The following is a 20486-nucleotide window of genomic DNA, read 5'->3' as shown; positions in this document are numbered from 1 at the left end:
GCCGCGCCTGAGCCCGGTCAGGCCGCGGTCAACTGCAGCTCAGCGTCGCGTAGTTCTTCCCCGCGCCGGCCACCGACTTCAGCCGCTGCTTCACGCAGGCCGGCGTGTGCGGCGCGTAGCTGTAGGGAATGCCCACCGGGAAGTTGGCCGTCGTGCGCCAGTCGGTGGCGTCACGCGAAGGCGACGAGCCGCTGGCGCCCCAGGTGATGCCGTAGGTGGCGAAGTCGGCGGGCGAGCGCACGTTGTTGTTGCGCAGATCCCAGTAGCCGATGGCCGAGCTGTCGCGCGAGGTGACGGGGTTGTGCGCGTTCTCGAAGTAGTTGCTTTCGATCAGCGAATAGCCCCCCATGCGGATGTTGGCGCCCGACGTCTTCACGCCGCTGTAGAGGTTGTTGTACAGGTGCGTGTAGCCCGCGCGCTGCAAGGGCAGGCGCGAGTGCACGTTCTCGTACACGTTGTGGTGGTAGGTGATGTAGCGGTCGCTTGCGTCGCTGTCGCTCGATCCGATCAGCCCGACCTTCTGGTGGTCGCGGATGTGGTTGTACGAGTAGGTGATGTGGTGCGCGCCGGCCTTGTTGTCGATGAGGCCGTCGAACTCCATGTCGCCCGCGCCCGAGCATTCTTTCGTGCTGCTGAAGAGCGTGTTGTGGTGGATCCAGATGTAGCCCGGGAAGCGGCCGCTCAAGCCCTCGATGCCGATGGCGTCGATCGAGCCCGGCAGCAGACCGATGGTCATGTTGCGGATGACGATGTTGCGCGCATTGCCCTTGATCGCCAGCCCGAAGTTGGCCGACGAGCCGTTCGCGCCTTCGATGGTGACGTTGCTCTTGTCTTTGATCTCGACGATGGTGCCCGCCGCCCGTTGCCACTGCGTGCAGGGGTCGGTGATGCTGGCGAAGTTGAAGGTGCCGGTGTAGCGCAGCACCAGGCCGCCGGTGCCGCTGTAGGCGTTGATGGCCGACTGCATCTGCGCGGCGGTGGACACGCTCACAGGCGCGACGTTGCCGCCGCCGGTCACGGTGCCGCCGAAGCCGCCGCTGGCACCGGTGGGCGCTGGCGCTGGCGCAGGGGCTGGTGCAGGTGCAGGTGACGGGCTCGGAGCAGGAGCAGGAGCAGGAGCGGGTGCCGGCGCTGGTGCCGGCGGCGGTGCCGAGGCCACGGGGCCCACGGCGCACTTCTCCAGTCGCAACAGGTTCGGGTTGGCCCCGTCGAAGGTGGCGCGCGTGCAGGGCACGTCACCCGAGAGTGTCTTGAGCACCCAGCGGTCGTTCGCACCGAACGAGACCTGCCGGGGCGTGGCACCCACGCGGCAGGTGCCGCCTTCGTCCGCGCATTTCGAGAAGCCCGAGGGCCAGTCAACGGCCTGGGCCGGAACAGCGGCCCAGGCCGCAGCGAGCGCGCCGAGGCGCAAAAGGGTGATGGGGTTCATTTGTCTCCTGCCTTTTCTGTTGTGCGTTGCCGACCGACCTTGCGCACCCGCGGCAAGGTGACCCGATCGGCAACGCGGGGCAGGTTAGCCACTCGCGCGTGGCGTGCAAAGCCCGGGTATCCGTGAGGTGGGCATGGGGTGGGAGCGGCCGCTGAGGCGCAGCGCCGGGCTGCGCGCCGGCCTCAGTCGGGCACGTAGAGCGTGTCGCCGCTCCAGGTGATGGCCTGAGCGGGCGGCGGTGCCAGCAGGAAGGGCGGCACGTTCGTCTCGGCGAGCGCAGGCGCCGCGCCCGGGGCGCCGCCGCGCGGCACGGTGCGCACCACCTGGCTTGCGGGCAGGGGCGCGCCGTCTTTCAGGTGCGCCCACATCGCGTCCATCGCGCGGATGAGATACAGGTGCAGCGGCACGAAGCGCGTGTCGAAGCCGGGCAGGGCGCTGTTGAAGGCGTCGAAGTGCTGTGCGTTGTCCACCTCGATGTACGACAGCCGGCTGTGCCGGCCCTCGACGCGCTTGTTGAGCGCGGTGTACGGCCGCGAGGTGTGGTTGACCGGGATCAGCGCGTCGTTGCGCCCGTGCACGATGAGCGCCGGCTTGCCGCCCAGGCGACCGCTGCGGCGGGTCTCGTCCACGCCCTGGCGGTAGGTGGCCGACAGCGCGTCGCGCCCGGTGAGCAGCGCGCGGATGCACAGCGCGCCATCGAGGTTGTCGTCTTGCAGCCGGGTCGAGGGCGACACCGACACGCGGCTGCGCAGCGGCCCGCCGACCGACAGGTTGTTGATGAGCTGCACACCGGCCGAAGGCGGCACGCCGTTGCCGGTGGCAAACATGGCCTGGAGTGCCGAAGGGGCGAGCGGCGCCACGGCCCCGGTGGTGTCGATGGCTGCATAGCTGAAGCCGCACAGGTGGTCTTTCACGTGCGAGCGGGTGTAGGCGTTGGCGTAGGTCACCGCGACCGAGCTCGACACTTCGAGCGCGGCGTGCGAGGCGTGCACCGGGTCGGCCTCGGCCTCCCAGCCGTGCGCGCGCAGCTTGTTGAGCGCGTCGTCGGCCTGGTCGGCGAGGGTGCTGCCTTGAATCAGGCCATTGGCCTGCAGCGCGGTGCAGCGGTTGGCGGCAATGGCCGCGGGCACCAGCGCGAGCGCCGGTGCATTGGCGGCACGCGGCGAGAGCGTCGCGCACAGCTGGTAGACGTTGGCGAAGCTGATGAAGTCGGCCAGCGGCTTGCCCACGGTGGGCACGGCCACCGCACCGCGCTGCACCGCGACGCGTGGGCGCTCGGGCATCTGCAGAGAAGGCTCCGACACGGCAATGCCGTCGATGAGGCCGTGCCGGTCGAGCTCGGCCGCCGCGAGCGATGCGCCGCCGCCGTTCGACAGGCTGGAGGCGATCACCACCGTGTTGTCGGGGCGGATGCTCGCCAGCCGCTTGCCCGACGGGCCCACGTCGCCGTGCCGCTCGTTGATCACATAGAACGCGAACTCGATGGCCTGCAGCGTGAAGCGGCCCCAGTCTTTCTCGGGGTTGTCTTGCGAGTGCGCGTGCTTGAAGGCCAGGCGGTTCGGCCACGCGGTGTTGAAGGCCGCGCGCGCGGCGGGCGTGAAGTCGGCCGCGAACAGGGCCTGGGCACCGGCCTGCGTGCGCGGCGTGCGGGTGCCGTCGATCAGGGCCACGGTGTCGCTCGCCAGGTCGTGCGGTGCGGTGCCCGTGCCCTTGTCGGTGTAGGCCACCGCGCAGCCACGCTTGAGCCCCCATTCGCCCACGCTGATGGCGCCGTACACGCCGCGCGAGCCCGACGAGGTGGCCGTCACGATGCAGGGCTGGCGCGGGTCGAAGTGCGCGGGCAACTGCACCATCAGGCTCACGTTGTGGGCGCCGCGCCGGCTGTCGCTGAAGGCCAGCACCTCGGTGCCGGCAATCTTGCCTTCGCTGCCGGTGGGGCGGCCGGCCACGTCCACCCCCGGGCCGTAGAAGCGGCCGTAGCCGCCGTTGGCGCTTATGTCCACCAGGGCGCGGTAGTTGACCCAGATGGCGTGGCGGCGCAATTCGGCGGCGGTGGGTCGCAGCGGGTCGGCGTAGCCCGGTGCCACGGCGCTGGCGAGGCCGGCGGCGCCCAGGCCGGCGGTCAGCAGGTCGTCGGCCACGCCGTCGTAGGCGGTGCTGCGCACGTCGCCGTGGATGAACTTCGGCAACTCGTTCGGGCGCGGGCCCCGGCCATCGGTCGCGCAGGCGCTCAAGGCACTCAACAAGGCCAGGGCCACCAGGCCCAGGGTGTGCTCGCGCATCGGTGTCCTCCCAACGGTGACGCCGGAAGGTTCAAACGACCCCCCAGCGGTAAAACGCTGGGCGGTTCTACAGCGGCGGGCGGGCCTTGCCCAGCGATGACCCCTGGCCCGACACGGGTGCGGTGGGCCGGGTCGCCAAAGCCACGCCCAGCAAGGCGAGCGCAAAGGCGGCGAGTTGCGCCGCGTTGAACCGCTCACCCAGAAAGACCACGCCGACCGCCGCCGCGCTCACCGGCAGCCACACGGTGAACACCCCGGCCGACGAGGCGGGCACCCGCCGCAGCCCGGTCATCCACAGCCACACGGTCACCATGCTGGCGGCCAGCGCATAGAAGACCAGCAGCGTCCACGTGCCGCCGCTCACGGGCGTGAAGTCGAAGCCCTGCACCTGCCACACGGCAAAGGGCGCGATCAGCGCGAGCCCCCACAGGTTGACCAGTGCGCTGATGCGCTTGGCCGACAACTGCTCGGTGAGCCGCTTGCCGATCACCACGTAGCTCGCCTCGCACACCACAGCACCCACCAGCAAGAGGTTGCCGAGCACCGAACTGCCATCGTCCGTCGAGGCTCCGGCCCACGACACCAGCGCGATGCCCGAGACTGCGCACGCGATGCCCATCGCCACCGGCCGCGTGATGCGCTCGCCCAGCCACGCGCGCGACAGCAGCGCCACGGCGGCCGGTATGCCGGCCATGATCACCCCGGCCGCCAAGGCCGAGGTCTGGGCCACGCCATAGAGCATGAACACCGAGAACAGAAAGTTGCCGAGAAAGGCTTCGACGAACAGCAGGCGCTTGCCAGCCGCACCCAGCGGCGCTTCACCCGCGGGCCGGCGCAGCCAGGGCAGCATGGTCACCGCCGAGATCCCGAAGCGCAAGCCCGCCAGCACGAACACCGGAAACACCACCAGCAGCAGCTTCGACAGCGCGACATAGCTGCCCACCAGCACCATGCTCAGCGTGAGGCAGCCGTAGGCGAGCCACGGCCGCAGCGGCGCGCGGGGCGAGGGCTCGGTGCTCATGCTTGGCCTTGCAATGTGCAGGGAGATGGGCCAAGAGAAACGCCGAAGAAAACGTCGGGGTCGATTGCCATGCGGCCATTGTGGATGGCGGCCGAGGGGCCTCGCGCGTGCTGTTTGTGCTGAAACGAGCTCAGATGAGCCTCTTCAGTTGAGGGGGCGCAAGCCCATGCGCCCAGTGGGTGCTCGGTAACACACCCGCTTTGCACGAATGGCGTGAATGAGTGCTGACAACCGCGCATTGAGGGGTAGCATGGCTCGTTCCGCTCTTGCGGAAAGACACTGGATCACACATGCACTCTGGAGCGCGGCGCATCGAGGCGACTCTGGCGCTGTGGGTCGACGAAAGCACCGACGCAGTCACCATCGCCGACTCGGCATGCACGGTCTGGCGACGCATCGCCGCCGCTCTGACCCCCATCATCGGCCAGCGTGGCTTCGGCGCGCTTTACAACCGAAGCCTTCACGTGGCGCAGCGGCAGCATGCCGGGCTGAGCTTCGGTGACTACGACGATGCCCTCGGCATCGACGACTTCCATCCCTTGCACCTGGCCCTGTCGAGCCAGACGACTGCGAACGCGGCCCTGGCGACGCGCGAGTTGCTGCGCGTCTTTCACGAACTGCTCGCCAGTTTGATCGGCGAAACACTCACCGAGCGCTTGCTGCGATCTGCGCTCGGTGCTTCTTCCAATGAAAACGTTTCCCGAGGCACCCCGCCATGAGCACAGGCAAAGCAACGATCCACCGCTTGGCGACCGGCGTGCCAGGGTTGGACGATGTGCTCGGCGGCGGTCTGCCCGAGTTCTCGTTCAACATCATTGCGGGCCCGCCCGGCTGCGGCAAGACGACGCTGTCGCACCAGATGATGTTTGCGCTGGCCACGCCCGAGCGACCCGCGCTGTACTTCACCGTGCTCGGCGAGCCGCCGCTCAAGATGCTGCGCTACATGCAGCAGTTCGACTTCTTCGACAGCGAGAAGGTGGGCCGCTCGATCCACTTCATCAACCTCGCCGAAGAAGCGGCCACGGGCGACCTCGACAAGGTGCTGGCGCGCATCGTGGCGGCGGTCGAGTCGCACGGGCCTTCGCTCGTGTTCGTCGATTCGTTTCGCTCGGTGATGCTGGCCAACCAGGGGGCATCGCATTCGTTCATCACCTTGCAGCAGTTCGTGCAGCAGCTGGGCATGTTGATGACGAGCTGGCAGGCCACCACCTTCCTGATCGGCGAGTACTTCACCGATTCAGACCCCAACCCCGTCTTCACCGTGGCCGACGGCCTGATCTGGCTGCGCCAGAGCACGCAGCGCAACTCGGTCGTGCGCAAGCTCGACGTGACCAAGATGCGCGGCCAGGCGACCCTGCCCGGACTGCACACCTTCCGAATCGGCGCGTCGGGCCTGAAGGTGTTCGCGCCCTCGCTGTTCTGTGCGCACGCGGCGGCACCGCACGCGGCCGGTGGCAGCGAACGGCTCGGCATGGGCGTGCCCGGCCTCGATGCGCTGATGGGCGGCGGGCTGCCGCGCGGCTATTCGCTGCTGGTGGCTGGGCCTTCGGGCTCGGGCAAGACCATCCTCGCGTCGGCCTTTCTCGCCGAGGGCGCGCGCCAGGGCGAAACGAGCGTGATCGCGGCCTTCGAGCGGCGGCCGAACCTGCGGCACGCGAGCGAGGTGGCCGCGCTCATCACGAGCGGAAAAATCAGCCTCGTGGACACCAGCGCCACGAACATCTCGGTCGATGAAGTCGCGATGCTGCTCATCGCCGAGATTCGCCGCCTGGGTGCCACGCGCGTGGTGATCGACTCGCTCTCGGGCTTCGAGCTGGCCTTGGCGCCGACCTTTCGCGACGACTTCCGCGAGTCGCTCGCGCGCATGGTGACGGCGCTGGCGAGCACCGGTGTCACGGTGCTGATGACGTCCGAATTGGAAGACCGCTACGACGACCTGCGCTTCAGCCCTTACGGCACGGCCTTCCTGACCGACGCGATCATCGTGCAGCGCTACATCGAGGTGGACAGCCGCCTGCAGCGCGTGATGGCGGTGGTGAAGGTGCGGGCCAGTGCGCACTCGGGCGAGTTGCGCCTCTTCCGCATCGATGAAGACGGCATCCAGATCGGCGACATGTTGCCCGACCACGAAGGCTTGCTCGGGGGGCGACCGACGCGCCGCCGCGCCGAGCGGCCCGTGCTGGACGACGGCCCGGCGCGTTGAACCCGGATCATCGGCATGGCTGAAGAACCGAGTCCCCTGTTGCCGATGCCCGGCGTGTCGCCGGTGGCGGACCCCACCGAAGCGGAGGTTGCCGAGATGCGTGAGCAGCTGGAGCGTTTGCGCCGTGACCTGGCGCAGATCCAGCAGGAGTACGACGACACCCACGCGGTGCAGTTGCTTCAGGCCAATGAGCAACTGGTGATGGCCGCCATGCGCGCCGAGGCCATCGCCGACACGGCGCTCGCCACCTTGAGCGAGATGACCGAGACCACCCGGCGCGACGCGTTGACCAACATGCCCAACCGGGCGCTGCTGATGGACCGCCTGCAGCAGGCCATCGCCCAGGCCCGGCGCAATGGCACGCGGCTGGCGGTGCTGTTCGTCGATCTCGACCGCTTCAAGGACATCAACGACACCCAGGGCCACGCAGTGGGCGACCAGGTGCTGCAGCAGGTGGCGCGGGGGCTCGAAAGCGTGGTGCGCGACTCCGACACCGTCAGCCGTCACAGCGGCGACGAGTTCGTCGTGCTGCTGCCCGACATTTCGCGGCCCTTCGATGCAGCGCGCATTGCCTCGAAGATGCTCGTGGCGCTGGCCGAGCTGCCGCTCGGCGAATCAGCGGCAGCGCCGTTGAGCGCGAGCATCGGCATCGCGCTGTGGCCCGACGACGGCGAAGACGGGCCGGCGCTCATCGACCGTGCCGACGCTGCGATGTACATCGCCAAGAACGCCGGCGGCGGCGGGTTCAGGTTCAGCGGCGCACCTGCTGAGGCCGACCCTGTGGTCGGTGCCGGGGCCGATCGTTCCCGTGCCTCGGCGGCTGCCGAGCAACTACGCGCCGCCGATGCGAAGCGCGCCCACGACTTGGTCGAAGCCAACGAGCAATTGGTGATGGCCGCGCTCGCGTCGCGCGAGATGCAAGAGCGCACCTTGCTGACGCACCAGCGGCATGCCAAGTTCCTGGCGATGGTGGCGCACGAACTGCGCAACCCGCTCGCGCCTCTGCGCACTGCGGCCGAACTGCTGGGCCGTGCCCGCGCCGATGAAGCGCAGCACGCCCGCCTGCAGGCGACGATCAAGCGTCAGGTGGCGCACATGGCGCGCATCCTCGACGACCTGCTCGACAGCTCGCGGGTCGAGGGCGGGCGGTTTCACCTCGAATGCCAGGCCATTGAGCTGAACGAGGTGCTTCGTGTTGCCATCGAGGCCTGCCGCCCCACGATGGAGGCCCGCCAGCAGCACCTGAGCACCCAGTTGCCCGACAGCCCGCTGCGCGTGTATGGCGACACCGTGCGTCTGGCACAGGTCTTTCGCAACCTGCTCGACAACGCGGCCAAGTACACGCCGCCCCAAGGCGCGATCTCGCTGACGGCTTTCGCGGCCGGTGGCCACGCGGTGGTGACGGTGGCCGACAACGGCATCGGCATGGCGCCCGAGACGGTGCCGCATGTGTTCGACCTCTTTGCGCAAGAGCCGCGCGCGGCCGCCTTCGACCGCAGCGGCCTGGGGATCGGCCTGGCCGTGGTGCGCGAACTGCTGGTGGCGCACGGCGGCAGCATCGTGGCGTCCAGCAGCGGGCAAGACCTGGGCAGCGAGTTCGTGGTGACGCTGCCGCTGCTGCAGCTTGCCGAACCAGTGTCAGAGCCCGCGACCTTGCCCGCCTGAGCCTCCCCGGGGCCCCCGGCTCAGTCGAGCCGCACCCAGGTCGTTTTCAGCTCGGTGTACTTGTCGAAGGCGTGCAGCGACTTGTCGCGCCCGTTGCCGCTTTGCTTGACGCCGCCGAAGGGCACGGTGATGTCGTCTTCGTCGTACTGGTTCACGTGCACCGTGCCTGCATGCAGCGCACGCGCCACGCGATGCGCGCGGTTGAGGCTGTCGCTCCACACGCTGGCCTGCAGGCCGTAGCTCGAATCGTTGGCCATCGCCACGGCTTCTTCTTCGGTCTTGAAGCGGATCACCGACATCACCGGCCCGAAGATTTCTTCGCGCGCGATGCGCATGTCGTTGCGCACGCCCTCGAACACCGTCGGCTCGACGTAGTAGCCGCCGGTCTCGCTGCGCGCCTGCTTGCCGCCGACACGCACCTGCGCGCCTTCGGCATGGCCGGCCTCGATGTAGCCGAGCACGGTCTTGAGCTGGGTGTCGTCCACCAGCGCGCCCATCGGCGTCGATTCGAGCAGCGGGTCGCCGGGTTGGTACTTCGGGGCCTCGGCGGCGACGACGTCGAGAAAGTGGTCCGCGATGCGCTCGTGCACGAACACACGCGAGGGCGCGTTGCACGACTCGCCCTGGTTGTAGAACATGCTGCCGGCCACGGTGCGCGCGGCGCGGTCTACGTCGCCGAAGTCGTCGAACACGACGAAGGCCGACTTGCCGCCCAGCTCGTTGAACACGCGCTTCAGGTTGCTGCGGCCGGCGTATTCGAGCATCTTGCGGCCCACGCGGGTCGAGCCGGTGAAGCCCACCGCGTCCACGTCCATGTGCAGCGCCAGCGCCTCGCCGGCCTCGTGGCCGTAGCCGGGCACGACGTTGAGCACGCCTTCGGGCAGCCCGGCCTGCAAGGCGATCTCGGCCAGGCGCAACGCGGTCAGCGGCGACTTTTCGCTGGGCTTGAGCACCACGGAGTTGCCGGCGGCGAGTGCGGGGCCGATCTTCCAGGCGGTCATCAAGAGCGGGTAGTTCCACGGCACGATGGCACCGACCACGCCGACGGGCTCGCGCGTGATGAGCGCGAGCGCATGCGGGCCGGTCGGGGCGATCTCGTCGTAGACCTTGTCCACCGCTTCGGCGTACCAGGTGATGCAACGGGCCGACGAGGGCACGTCGGTCGAGCGGCTGTCTCGGATGGGTTTGCCCACGTCCAGCGTTTCGAGCAAGGCCAATTCATCGCGCGCAGCCAGCATGCCTTCGGCAAAGCGCTGCAGCACGCGCTTGCGCGCGGCGGGCGACTGGCGCGCCCAGCGGCCGTCGCTGAAGGCCTGGCGGGCCGAGGCCACGGCCGCGTCGATGTCGGCCGTGTGGCCGCGCGCGACCTGCGTGAGCGTGCGGCCGTCGATCGGCGAGATGCAGGCGAAGGTCTCGCCGCTGGCAGCATGCACACGCCGGCCGGCGATGAAGGCGCGGCCATCGAAGGCGAGGGCGGCGGCGCGGGCTTTCCAGTCGGTGGTCATGGGGGCCTCGTATCGGTTGCGCTGGGGCTTGCAGGGGGCTGTATTCCTTGGCGCCTTGGCGTTGAAGAGGGGGGTGATGGGCACAGGCGCCATCGCGTGCGCTCAGAGCCACCCCCGCCCACGCACATCGGCCAGAGTCAGGTCCAGGCACTTGCGGATCAAGCCGACCATTTCATCGACTTGTTCGATCGTCATGCACAGCGGCGGCGCGACGATCATGCGGTCGCCCACCGCACGCATGATGAGCCCGTTGCCGAAGCAGTGGCCGCGGCAGACCATGCCGACTTCGAGGTTGGAATCGAAGGTCGCCAGCGTGGCCTTGTCTTTGACGAGTTGCAGCGCGCCCATCAGGCCGCAGGTCTGGGCCTCGCCGACCAGCGGGTGTTCGGCCAGCGCCGCGAAATGCTTGGCGAGATGCGGCCCGGTGACGTCGTGCACGCGGCCGACCAGCCCGTCGCGCTGGATCAGGCGGATGTTCGCCAGCGCCACCGCGCACGCCGTCGGGTGGCCCGAGTAGGTGTAGCCGTGCGCGAACTCGCCGCCCTGGTCGATCAGCGTGCGCGCGACCCGCTCACCGACCATCACCCCGCCCAGCGGGATGTAGCCCGAGGTCACGCCCTTGGCGAAGGTCATCAGGTCGGGTGTGTAGCCGAAGGTCTCGCAGCCGAACCAGCGGCCGGTGCGGCCGAAGCCGGTGATGACCTCGTCCGACACCAGCAAGATGTCGTACTTCCTGCAGATGCGTTCGATCTCGGGCCAGTAGGTCGAAGGCGGCACGATCACGCCGCCGGCGCCTTGCACCGGCTCGCCGATGAAGGCGGCCACGTTCTCGGGGCCGATGGCGAGGATCTTGTCTTCGAGTTCGCGCGCGGCCTTCAGGCCGAAGTCGTCACGCGAGAGGCGGCGGTCGCTCTCGAACCAGAACGGCTGGCCGATGTGCACGATGCCCGGGATGGGCAGCCCGCCCTGTTCGTGCATGCCGCTCATGCCGCCGAGCGACGCGCCGGCCATCGTTGAGCCGTGGTACGCGTTGTGGCGGCTGATGATGACCTGCCGCTCGGGGCGGCCGAGCACGTCCCAGTAGCGCCGCACGAGGCGCACGATGGTGTCGTTGCCCTCGGAGCCCGAGCCGGTGAAGAACACGTGCTCGAAGCTCGGAGGCGCCACCTGCGCCAGCAACTCGGCCAGCTCGATGGCGGGCGGCGTGGCGGTCTGAAAGAACGAGTTGTAGAAGGGCAGTTGCTTCAACTGCGCCGTGGCCGCGTCGATCAGCTCCTGCCGCCCGTAGCCCACGTTCACGCACCACAGGCCCGACATCGCATCGAGGATCTTCTGGCCCTCGCTGTCCCAGAGGTAGATGTCGTCGGCGCGCGTGATGATGCGCGCGCCCTTGGCGGCCAGCGACTTGTGGTCGGTGAACGGGTGCAGGTAGTGGGCCGCATCGGCGGCCTGCCATTCGCGCGTGGTGCGTGGAGTGCTCATGTCATGTCTTTCGCGTTCGATGCGGAGCGGAGACAGGCGAGGGTCTTCTTACCGCCAAGACGCCAAGACGCCAAGAACGCAAAGAAGACCAAAAGAAATTTCCTTGGCGTTCTTTGCGTTCTTTGCGTCTTGGCGGTGAAAAGGACCGTGGCATGTCTGCGCCGCCGAGAGTCACACGTGCAGCAGCAAGTGCTCCCGCTCCCAGGGCGAGATCACCTTCATGAACTCGTCGTGCTCGATCTCTTTGATCTCGGAGTACACGGTGATGAATTCTTTGCCCAGCACCTCGTGCAGGTCGCTCTCGTCGGCCAGCCAGCCGAGCGCTTCGCTCAGCGAGCGCGGCAACTGGTATTCGGACAGGTAGGCGTCGCCCTTGCACTCGGGGGCGGGCTCGATCTTGTTCTTCAGGCCGAGGTAGCCGCAGGCCAGCGTGGCGGCGAGGGCAACGTACGGGTTCGCGTCGGCGCCGATCACGCGGTTTTCGATGCGCCGGGCGGCGGGCGTGGCCACCGGCGCGCGAATGCCCACGGTGCGGTTGTCCACGCCCCACTGGATGTTGATCGGCGCGGCGGTCGAGCGCGCGAGCCGCCGGTACGAGTTGACGTAGGGCGCAAACAGCGCCATCGCCGCCGGGGTGTATTTCTGCAGCCCGCCGATGTACCAGTAGAACTCTTGCGAGGGCGAGCCGTCTTCGTTGCTGAAGAGGTTCTTTCCCGTCACCTGGTTGATCACGCTCTGGTGCACGTGCATCGCGCTGCCAGGCTCGTGCGACATGGGCTTGGCCATGAAGGTGGCGTACATCTCGTGCCGAAGCGCCGTCTCGCGGATGGTGCGCTTGAAGAAGAACACCTCGTCGGCCAGGCTCAGCGGGTCGGCGTGGAAGAAGTTGATCTCCATCTGCCCGGCGCCGACCTCGTGGATCAGCGTGTCCACGTTCAGCTCCATGTGCTCGCAGTAGGCGTAGATGTCTTCGAACAGCGGGTCGAACTCGTTCACCGCGTCGATCGAGTAGGCCTGGCGCGAGGTCTCGGCGCGGCCGCTGCGGCCCCGGGGTGGCCGCAAGGGCATGTTGGGGTCGGCGCTGCGCTCGATCAGATAGAACTCGAGTTCGGGGGCGACGATCGGGGCCCAGCCCTCGGCGGCGTAGAGGTCGCAAATGCGCCGCAGCACCGAGCGCGGCGCGTACGGAATGATGTTGCCGTAGCGGTCGAAGCAGTCGTGGATGACCTGCGCGGTCGGGTCGGTGGCCCAGGGCACGATGCGCACCGTGCTGGGGTCGGGGCGCAGGTGCATGTCGCGGTCGGTCGCGTGGATGACGTCGTAGTACGGCCCCGTGGCCGGAAACTCACCCGTCACCCCGATGGCGACGATGGCCTCGGGCAGGCGCATGCCGCGGTCTTCGGTGAACTTTTCGCGCGGCAGGATCTTGCCGCGCGCCACGCCCGTGAGGTCGGGCACCAGACATTCGATTTCGGTCACGCGGCGATCGTTGAACCACTGTTCGAGATCGGCAAAGCTGAAGTTTTTCTTTTCCACCATGAGAACACCTTGGGTCGGTTGACTTGCGGTTGATGACGCCGGCTGGCGATGGCAGGTGGTGGTGGCGCTATCGCTCCGGTTCGTGCGGCGGGGTGGCTCGGTGGCGTTGGCGGTACGCGTGGCAGGCGTCGCCGAAGGCATGAAAGAGTTTCAGCGACACCGGGTTGCGCTCGGCCTGCCACTCGGGGTGCCATTGCACGCACAGGTTGAAGCCGGCGGCCGAGGGCATCGTGAAGGCTTCGACCAGCCCGTCGTCGGACGAGCGTGCCTCGACGCGCAGCCCCGGCGCGAGGTCTTTCACGCCTTGGCCGTGCAGCGAGTTCACGCGGAAACGCGGTTCGCCGATCAGGCGGTCGAGCAGGCCGCCGGGCATCACGTCCACGTCGTGGGCGGGGCCGTACTGCACCTCGACGGGGTCGTCGTCGTTGCTGCGGTGGTCGCGGTGCTCTGGAAGCTCTTGCACGGCTTGGTGCAGGCTGCCGCCGAGCGCGACGTTGGCCTCTTGGAAGCCCCGGCAGATGGCGATCAGCGGAATGCCGCGTGCCAGCGCCCGGGGGATCATCGGCAGCGTCCAGTCGTCACGCGAGGGGTCGAGAGGCAGGCTCACGTCGTGCACCTCTTCGCCGAAATGGCTGGGATGCACGTTCGAGGGCGAGCCGGTGAGCAGCACGCCGTCGGCATGGTCGAGCAGTTCGTCGATCTCGCTGGCCTGCACGAAGGGCACGATCAGCGGCAGGCAGCCCGCGAGGCGAACCGCATCGACGTACTTCTTGCCCGCGACGTGAAAGACATGGTGCCCCAGCAGGCGGTTGCAACCGGGAACCAGCACGACGGGGCGAATGGCCGAAGCGGACGGGTGGGCGTTCATCGGACTCGACGGCGCCGCAGTTCTTGGCCGCAGCGCCCATGGGCACGTTGTATACCAATGCTGAGCAATGAGTGTGCCGATGTGAGGGATGAAGTCAAACGCAGTGTGACGAACCCTTCAACCTCGCGTTGATTCGACGTCACTCAGGCGGCCCGCTTCACGGCCTGGGCCACGGTGCTGACGATGCGTTCGATCTGCGCCTCTTCGATGATGAGGGGCGGCGACAGCGCCACCGTGTCGCCCGTGGTGCGGATCAGCACGCCTTGCTCCCAGCAGTCGAGGAAGACCGAGAACGCACGCTTGCCGGGTTCGCCAGGGATGGGTTCGAGCTCGATGCCGGCCACCAGCCCGATGTTGCGGATGTCGATCACATGCGGAAGGTCGCGCAGCGAATGCACGGTGCGCTCGAACGTGGCTTCGAGCTGGGCTGCGCGCGTGAGCAGGCCGTCGTCGGCATAGGTGTCGAGCGCGCCCAGGGCAGCCGCGCAGGCCAGCGGGTGGCCCGAGTAGGTGTAGCCGTGAAAGAACTCGATCAGGTGCTCGGGCCCGGTCATGAAGGTGTCGTGGATGGCCTGCTTCACCACCACCGCACCCATCGGCACGCTGCCGTTGGTGATGCCCTTGGCGAGCGTGATGATGTCGGGCGTGACGCCGAAGCGCGTCGCGGCGAAGGGCGCGCCGGTGCGCCCGAAGCCGGTGATGACCTCGTCGAAGATCAGCAGGATGCCGTGCTTGTCGCAAATGGCGCGCAGGCGTTCGAGATAGCCCTTGGGCGGCAGCAGCACGCCGGTCGATCCGGCCACCGGCTCGACGATGACGGCCGCGATGGTCGAGGCGTCGTGCAGCGCGACCAGGCGCTCCAGGTCGTCGGCCAGCTCGGCGCCGTGCGCGGGCTGCCCCTTCGTGAACTGGTTGCGCGGGTCGTGCGTGTGGCGCAGGTGATCGACCCCCGGCAGCAGCGCGCCGAACATCTTGCGGTTGGCGACCATGCCGCCCACCGAGATGCCGCCGAAGTTGACGCCGTGGTACGCGCGCTCACGGCCGATCAGGCGCGTGCGCTGCCCCTCGCCACGGATGCGGTGGTAGGCCAGCGCCATCTTGAGCGCCGTGTCCACCGCCTCGGAGCCCGAGTTGGTGAAGAACGCGCGGTTCAGGCCCGGCGGGGTGAGGGCGGTGAGCCGCGTCGCCAGTTCGAAGGCCTTGGGGTGGCCCATGTTGAAGGGCGGGGCGAAGTCCATTTCGCCCGCCTGCTGGCGAATCGCCTCGACGATCTTCGGCCGCGCGTGGCCGGCGTTCACGCACCACAGGCCGGCGATGCTGTCGAGGATCTGCCGTCCCTCGGGCGTCCAGAAGTGCATGCCCTCGGCGCGGGTCAGCATGCGCGGCGACTTCTTGAACTGGCGGTTGGCCGTGAACGGCATCCAGTAGGCGTCGAGAGACGGGGCATCGAACTCGGGGCTGTGCATGGTCGGGCTCCTCGCAAAGTCAAGGCCAGTCTAGCCCTGGGCCTGCGGCCGCGTGGGCAAAGGCGCAACACCCGCCGCCGCGCGGGCAGGGCGTCACGCCGCTTTCACATCCAGAAATGTCAATTCCACAATGTGAGATCAACTTTGCTGCACCACGGAATTTTTTTGTGATGACGGAAGGCGGCTGTTTTGCATCGTGAGAGTTCTCACGCAAGTTGTTGATTTGCATGGAAGCCACATTCAGTCTTATATAAGACATAAGTGTTGGCATTTGCCGCCGCGGCCAGTATCCTTTCGCGATTCGGTTGCCTCTCCCTTTGCTTTCTTTCACCTTGGAGTTCACATGACGACGCTCACTCGCGAACAGCAAATCGCCGCCCTCGAAAAAGACTGGGCCGAAAACCCCCGTTGGAAGGGCGTGAAGCGCGGCTACACCGCGGCTGACGTCGTCCGCCTGCGCGGCAGCCTGCAGCCCGACTACACCCTGGCCAAGCGCGGCGCTGAAACGCTGTGGGCCAAGGTCAACGGCGGCGCCAAGAAGGGCTACGTCAACGCCTTCGGTGCCATCACCGCCGGCCAAGCCATGCAGCAAGCCAAGGCCGGTCTCGAAGCCGTCTACCTGTCGGGCTGGCAAGTCGCCGCCGACGGCAACACCTCTGAAACCATGTACCCCGACCAGTCGCTCTACGCGTACGACTCGGTTCCCACCATGGTTCGCCGCATCAACAACACGTTCAAGCGCGCTGACGAAATCCAGTGGTCGCGTGGCGTGGGCCCTGGCGACAAGGACTTCGTTGACTACTTCCTGCCGATCGTCGCCGACGCTGAAGCGGGTTTCGGCGGCGTGCTGAACGCCTTCGAACTGATGAAGAACATGATCGCCGCGGGTGCCGCCGGCGTTCACTTCGAAGACCAACTGGCTGCCGTCAAGAAGTGCGGCCACATGGGCGGCAAGGTGCTCGTGCCGACGCAAGAAGCCTGCGAAAAGCTGATCGCTGCCCGCTTCGCCGCTGACGTCATGGGCGTGCCGACCATCGTTCTGGCCCGTACCGACGCCGAAGCCGCGAACCTGATCACCAGCGACCACGACGCCAACGACAAGCCTTTCCTGACCGGCGAGCGCACGCAAGAAGGCTTCTACCGCGTCAAGAACGGCCTCGAGCAAGCCATCAGCCGCGGCATCGCCTACGCCCCCTACGCCGACCTGGTGTGGTGCGAAACCGGCACGCCCGACATCGGCTTCGCCCGTGAATTCGCGCAAGCCGTGCTGGCCAAGTGCCCGGGCAAGCTGCTGTCGTACAACTGCTCGCCGTCGTTCAACTGGAAGAAGAACCTCGACGACAAGGCGATCGCCGAGTTCCAAGAGAAGCTGTCGGAACTGGGCTACAAGTACCAGTTCATCACGCTGGCTGGCATCCACATCAACTGGTACAACACGTTCCAGTTCGCCCACGCTTACGCCCGCGGCGAAGGCATGAAGCACTACACGAACATGGTGCAAGAACCCGAATTCGCAGCGCGCGACAAGGGCTACACCTTCGTGTCGCACCAGCAAGAAGTCGGCGCTGGTTACTTCGACGACGTGACGACCGTGATCCAAGGCGGTTCGTCGTCGGTGAAGGCCCTGACCGGCTCGACCGAAGAAGAGCAATTCCACTGATCTTCTCGTACTGAATCACGGCCTGCGGCGCCCACTCCTGCCGCAGCACCGTCCGACCCGAAGGCCAAAAGCCTTCGGGTTTTTTACTTTCTGGAGCCGGCGCTTTGCGTCGCACCCTGTCCGCTTGAATGGTTGTCGCTTCGACGATTGCGCTTTCTCGCGGCCGCGGGTCGAATGGCAGACTGCCCACTTCCCGCCTGCCCGCCCATGACGATTGCCCGCCGCACGATCCAGGTCGATGGGGTCGATGTCCACATCGAAGGTGATGGCCCGCAGACCGTGGTGATGATCCATGGCTGGCCCGACACCTGGCGCCTGTGGGATGCGCAGGTCGCGGCCCTGGTCGCCACCGACCGGCGCTGTGTGCGCTTCACGATGCCCGGCTTCGACATCCGCCAGCGCCGGCGTGGGTTGCCGCTCGACGACATGGTGGCGTTCTTCGCGCGCGTGGTCGATGCCGTGTCGCCCGGGCGGCCGGTTGTGTTGATGCTGCACGACTGGGGCTGCGTGTTCGGCCTGCAGTACGCCCTGCGCCACCCGCAGCGTGTGTCGCAGGTGATTGCCGCCGACGTGGGCGACAGCGCCTCGGCCGAGGTCAAGGACACGCAGACGCTGAAGCAGCGCTGGATGGTCGCGCGCTACCAGCTGTGGCTCACCGCTGCCTGGTACTTGGGCGGCTCGCTGGGTGACCGCCTCACACGCCGCATGGCGCGCATGCAGCGCGTGCCGGGCGATGCCACGCTGATCTGCTCGACGATGAACTTCCCGTATGCGATGCGCTGGACGCGCGCGTTCGGGGGCTTCGGCCGCGCGCTGCCGGTGCGGCCGGCGTGGCCCACGCTCTTCGTCTGGGGCACGCGCAAGCCGCTGATGTTTCACTCACCGCAGTGGATCGAGGCGCTGCAAGCGCGGCCCGACTGCCGCATCGTGCCCATCGAGGCCGGGCACTGGATGCTGGTGACGCGCGCCCGCGAGTTCAACGCGGCCGTGCTCGACTGGCTGGGCGAGGTGCCCGCCGTGTCGAGCGACGCGCCGCCTCACATCGAGGCTTCGAGCATCTCGCGGTAGTCGTCGCGCGTGGCGATGCGCGGGTTGGTCTTGTGGCAGTGGTCGAGCATGGCGCCGTCGATCACACGCTCGAACAGCTCGGGCGTGACGCCCAGCGCGGCCAGCCCGCTCGCCAGGCCCAGGCGCGCGTTCAGGTCGCGGATGGCCTCGGCGATCTCGGTGCCCTGGGCATCGCACGAAGGCAGCCCCATCGCGTGCGCCATGCGTTGAAGGCGGCGCTCTTTCACCATCGACTCGGCGCTGGCGTTGAACTTCACCACCGCCGGCAAGAACATCGCATTGAGCGTGCCGTGGTGCAGCTTCGGGTTGACGCCGCCCAGGCTGTGGCTGAGCGAATGCACGCAGCCCAGCCCCTTCTGGAAGGCCATCGCGCCTTGCATGCTCGCGCTCATCATCTGCCAGCGGGCGTCGCGGTCGGCGCCGTTTCTGGTGGCGCGTTCGATGTGCGCCCAGCCGCGCGCCAGCCCGTCGAGGGCGATGCCGTCTGCCGGCGGGTTGACCGCCGGGGCCATGAAGGTTTCGAGGCAATGGGCGATGGCGTCCATGCCGGTCGCGGCGGTCAAGAGCGCGGGCAGACCCAGCGTGAGTTCGGGGTCGCAGATGGCGGCCTTGGGCACGAGGTGCCAGCTGTGGAAGCCGAGCTTGCGGCCGTCATCGACGATCACGATGGCGCCGCGCGCCACTTCGCTGCCGGTGCCGGCCGTGGTGGGCACCGCGATCACCGGCGCGACCGCTTCGGTGATCTTGGGGCTGCCGCCTTCGATGGTCGCGTAGGTCTTCATCGGGCCCGGGTGGGTGGCGGCAATCGCCACGCCCTTGGCGAGGTCGATGCTCGATCCGCCGCCGACCGCGATCAGCCCGTCGCAGCCGTGCGCGCGGTACACCTCGGCTGCCGCGCGCACGGCCGCTTCGGTGGGGTTGAACGGCGTCTGGTCGAACACCGCATGCGGCACCGCGCCGAGGCCGCGCAAGGCCATGTCGAGCACGCCGGCGGCGCGCACGCCGGGGTCGGTCACGACCAGCGGCTTTTTGATGCCGATGCGCTCGCATTCGGCGGGCAGCAACGCGACAGTGCCGAAGTCGAGCTGGATCTGGGTGAGGTAGTTGATGAAGGCCATGGGCGCGCTCCAAGTCGTTCGAGAAGGTGTCTGCCGCTCAGTATGCTCTGGCACACTGACCGCTTCATCGGTGGATGCCATCAGCCCTTCGGCCACGTCCTTGAGCCCATCCCACGCGCCCTACGCCGCCCACGCGAGCAACCTGCTGACCCCCGCCATGCGCGCGCTGCTCGAACGCATGCAGCGCGTGAAGCGCCCGCCGATGCACACGCTGCCGGCCACGCAGGCGCGTGAGGCCTATGCGGCCGGCGCCGAGGTGCTCGACCTGCCACGCGCCGCGCTCGCGCGTGTCGAAGACCTCACCCTCGTCGGCCGGCCCGCGCGTCTGTATGCAGCGTCGAACGCGCGCCTACCGGTGCTGCTGTACTTTCACGGCGGCGGGTTCACCATCGGCAGCATCGAGACGCACGACAGCCTGTGCCGCCAACTGGCCCTGCGCAGCGGCGTGGCCGTCATCTCCTTCGACTACCGGCTCGCGCCCGAGCACCGCTTTCCCACGGCCGTGGACGACAGCTGGGCCGCGCTGCACGAACTGGCCTCGCGCGGTGACGCCTTCGGGCTCGACACGCACCGCCTCGCCGTGGGCGGCGACAGCGCCGGCGGCACGCTCGCGGCCGTCGCCGCGCTGCACGCGCGTGACATCGGCCTGCCGCTGGCGCTGCAATTGCTCATCACGCCCGGCACCGCCGCGCACCAGGACACCGATTCGCACCGCCGCTTCGCCGAGGGCTTCTTGCTCGACAAGCCGCTGGTCGATTGGTTCTTCGACAGCTACATCGACAAGAGCCTGCGCGACGACTGGCGCTTCGCCCCGCTCAACGCGACCGACCACGAAGGTGTTGCGCCGGCCTGCGTGGTGCTCGCCGAGTGCGACCCGCTGGTCGATGAAGGCGTGGCCTATGCCGATGTGCTGCGCGCGGCCGGGGTGCCGGTCGAACTCGACCTCGTGCGCGGCGTGACGCACGACTTCATCAAGATGGGCCGGGCCCTGCGCGAGGCCGACGCCGCGCAGGCCTTCGCGGCCCAAGCCCTTCACAAAGCCTTGGTTCAGGACTGAGAAGGTGCGAACGAATCCGCCATGACCGCTCAACCCGGCCAGACGCCCCCACCCGTCGTTGCAAATGCGCGCCGTAGCCTGAGCTACGGCTGTGCTTTGCGTCTAGATTGGGGCCGTCTGGCC

The 20486-nt window shown here is 68.0% G+C and carries 15 protein-coding genes; 6 read left to right on the top strand and 9 right to left on the bottom strand.

Annotated elements, in window-relative coordinates; all coding sequences use genetic code 11:
- Positions 1-28: 28 nt before the first annotated feature.
- From AC1KAT_RS00345 to AC1KAT_RS00335, 3 genes are all read right to left on the bottom strand, one after another.
- The gene (locus tag AC1KAT_RS00345; RefSeq protein ID WP_480321612.1) at positions 29-1429 is read right to left on the bottom strand and encodes a pectate lyase family protein; all 1401 of its coding nucleotides are present in this window, start codon (positions 1427-1429) and stop codon (positions 29-31) included.
- 182 nt (positions 1430-1611) lie between these two features.
- A complete protein-coding gene (locus AC1KAT_RS00340; protein ID WP_480321610.1) occupies positions 1612-3711 on the bottom strand; it encodes a D-(-)-3-hydroxybutyrate oligomer hydrolase in 2100 nt (699 codons plus the stop codon).
- A gap of 67 nt (positions 3712-3778) precedes the next feature.
- Positions 3779-4732, bottom strand: a complete 954-nt coding sequence (locus AC1KAT_RS00335; RefSeq protein ID WP_480321608.1) for a DMT family transporter — start codon at positions 4730-4732, stop codon at positions 3779-3781.
- A 290-nt stretch (positions 4733-5022) separates the two neighbouring features.
- Here AC1KAT_RS00335 and AC1KAT_RS00330 point away from each other — a divergent pair, with 290 nt between their 5' ends.
- Genes AC1KAT_RS00330 through AC1KAT_RS00320 form a run of 3 tightly spaced genes read left to right on the top strand, consistent with a single transcriptional unit; the run spans position 5023 to position 8600 of the window.
- Positions 5023-5451 carry a hypothetical protein gene (locus tag AC1KAT_RS00330; protein WP_480321606.1) on the top strand — a complete coding sequence of 143 codons (429 nt, stop codon included), beginning with the start codon at positions 5023-5025 and terminating at the stop codon, positions 5449-5451.
- On the top strand, positions 5448-6935 hold the full coding sequence (locus AC1KAT_RS00325; RefSeq protein ID WP_480321604.1) for an ATPase domain-containing protein: 1488 nt from the start codon (positions 5448-5450) through the stop codon (positions 6933-6935). Before AC1KAT_RS00330 ends, AC1KAT_RS00325 begins: the two co-directional genes overlap by 4 nt.
- A gap of 15 nt (positions 6936-6950) precedes the next feature.
- Positions 6951-8600: a sensor histidine kinase gene (locus tag AC1KAT_RS00320; protein ID WP_480321602.1), complete on the top strand. Its 1650-nt coding sequence runs from the start codon at positions 6951-6953 to the stop codon at positions 8598-8600.
- A 20-nt stretch (positions 8601-8620) separates the two neighbouring features.
- Here the strand turns inward: AC1KAT_RS00320 and AC1KAT_RS00315 are convergent, their stop codons facing one another.
- From AC1KAT_RS00315 to aptA, 5 genes are all read right to left on the bottom strand, one after another.
- Positions 8621-10105: an aldehyde dehydrogenase gene (locus tag AC1KAT_RS00315; protein WP_480321600.1), complete on the bottom strand. Its 1485-nt coding sequence runs from the start codon at positions 10103-10105 to the stop codon at positions 8621-8623.
- A gap of 102 nt (positions 10106-10207) precedes the next feature.
- On the bottom strand, positions 10208-11587 hold the full coding sequence (locus AC1KAT_RS00310; protein ID WP_480321598.1) for an aspartate aminotransferase family protein: 1380 nt from the start codon (positions 11585-11587) through the stop codon (positions 10208-10210).
- 171 nt (positions 11588-11758) lie between these two features.
- On the bottom strand, positions 11759-13126 hold the full coding sequence (locus AC1KAT_RS00305) for a glutamine synthetase family protein (protein WP_480321596.1): 1368 nt from the start codon (positions 13124-13126) through the stop codon (positions 11759-11761).
- Positions 13127-13193: 67 nt separating this feature from the next.
- Positions 13194-13994: a gamma-glutamyl-gamma-aminobutyrate hydrolase family protein gene (locus AC1KAT_RS00300; protein ID WP_480321594.1), complete on the bottom strand. Its 801-nt coding sequence runs from the start codon at positions 13992-13994 to the stop codon at positions 13194-13196.
- Positions 13995-14137: 143 nt separating this feature from the next.
- Positions 14138-15460, bottom strand: coding sequence for an omega-aminotransferase AptA (gene aptA, locus AC1KAT_RS00295; RefSeq protein ID WP_480321592.1), 1323 nt, complete (start codon positions 15458-15460; stop codon positions 14138-14140).
- Positions 15461-15803: 343 nt separating this feature from the next.
- On the opposite strand from aptA, the gene aceA reads away from it, so the two are divergent.
- Complete coding sequence (gene aceA / locus AC1KAT_RS00290) at positions 15804-17120, top strand: isocitrate lyase (RefSeq protein ID WP_480321590.1); 1317 nt, start codon at positions 15804-15806, stop codon at positions 17118-17120.
- A gap of 207 nt (positions 17121-17327) precedes the next feature.
- Entirely contained in the window at positions 17328-18188 is an 861-nt protein-coding gene (locus tag AC1KAT_RS00285; RefSeq protein ID WP_480321588.1) for an alpha/beta fold hydrolase, read from the top strand.
- Here AC1KAT_RS00285 and AC1KAT_RS00280 read toward each other — a convergent pair.
- On the bottom strand, positions 18158-19306 hold the full coding sequence (locus AC1KAT_RS00280; protein ID WP_480321586.1) for an iron-containing alcohol dehydrogenase: 1149 nt from the start codon (positions 19304-19306) through the stop codon (positions 18158-18160). The two genes, AC1KAT_RS00285 and AC1KAT_RS00280, sit on opposite strands and share 31 nt — an antisense overlap.
- Before the next feature lie 157 nt (positions 19307-19463).
- On the opposite strand from AC1KAT_RS00280, the gene AC1KAT_RS00275 reads away from it, so the two are divergent.
- Positions 19464-20363 (top strand): alpha/beta hydrolase, encoded by a 900-nt coding sequence (locus AC1KAT_RS00275; protein ID WP_480324278.1) that lies wholly within the window; start codon positions 19464-19466, stop codon positions 20361-20363.
- Positions 20364-20486: the final 123 nt, after the last annotated feature.

The sequence above is a fragment of the Piscinibacter sp. PDB5-1 genome, assembly GCF_056676035.1.
The sequence above is the reverse complement of the archived record's forward strand: the minus strand, read 5'-3'. Positions and strand labels throughout refer to the sequence as shown.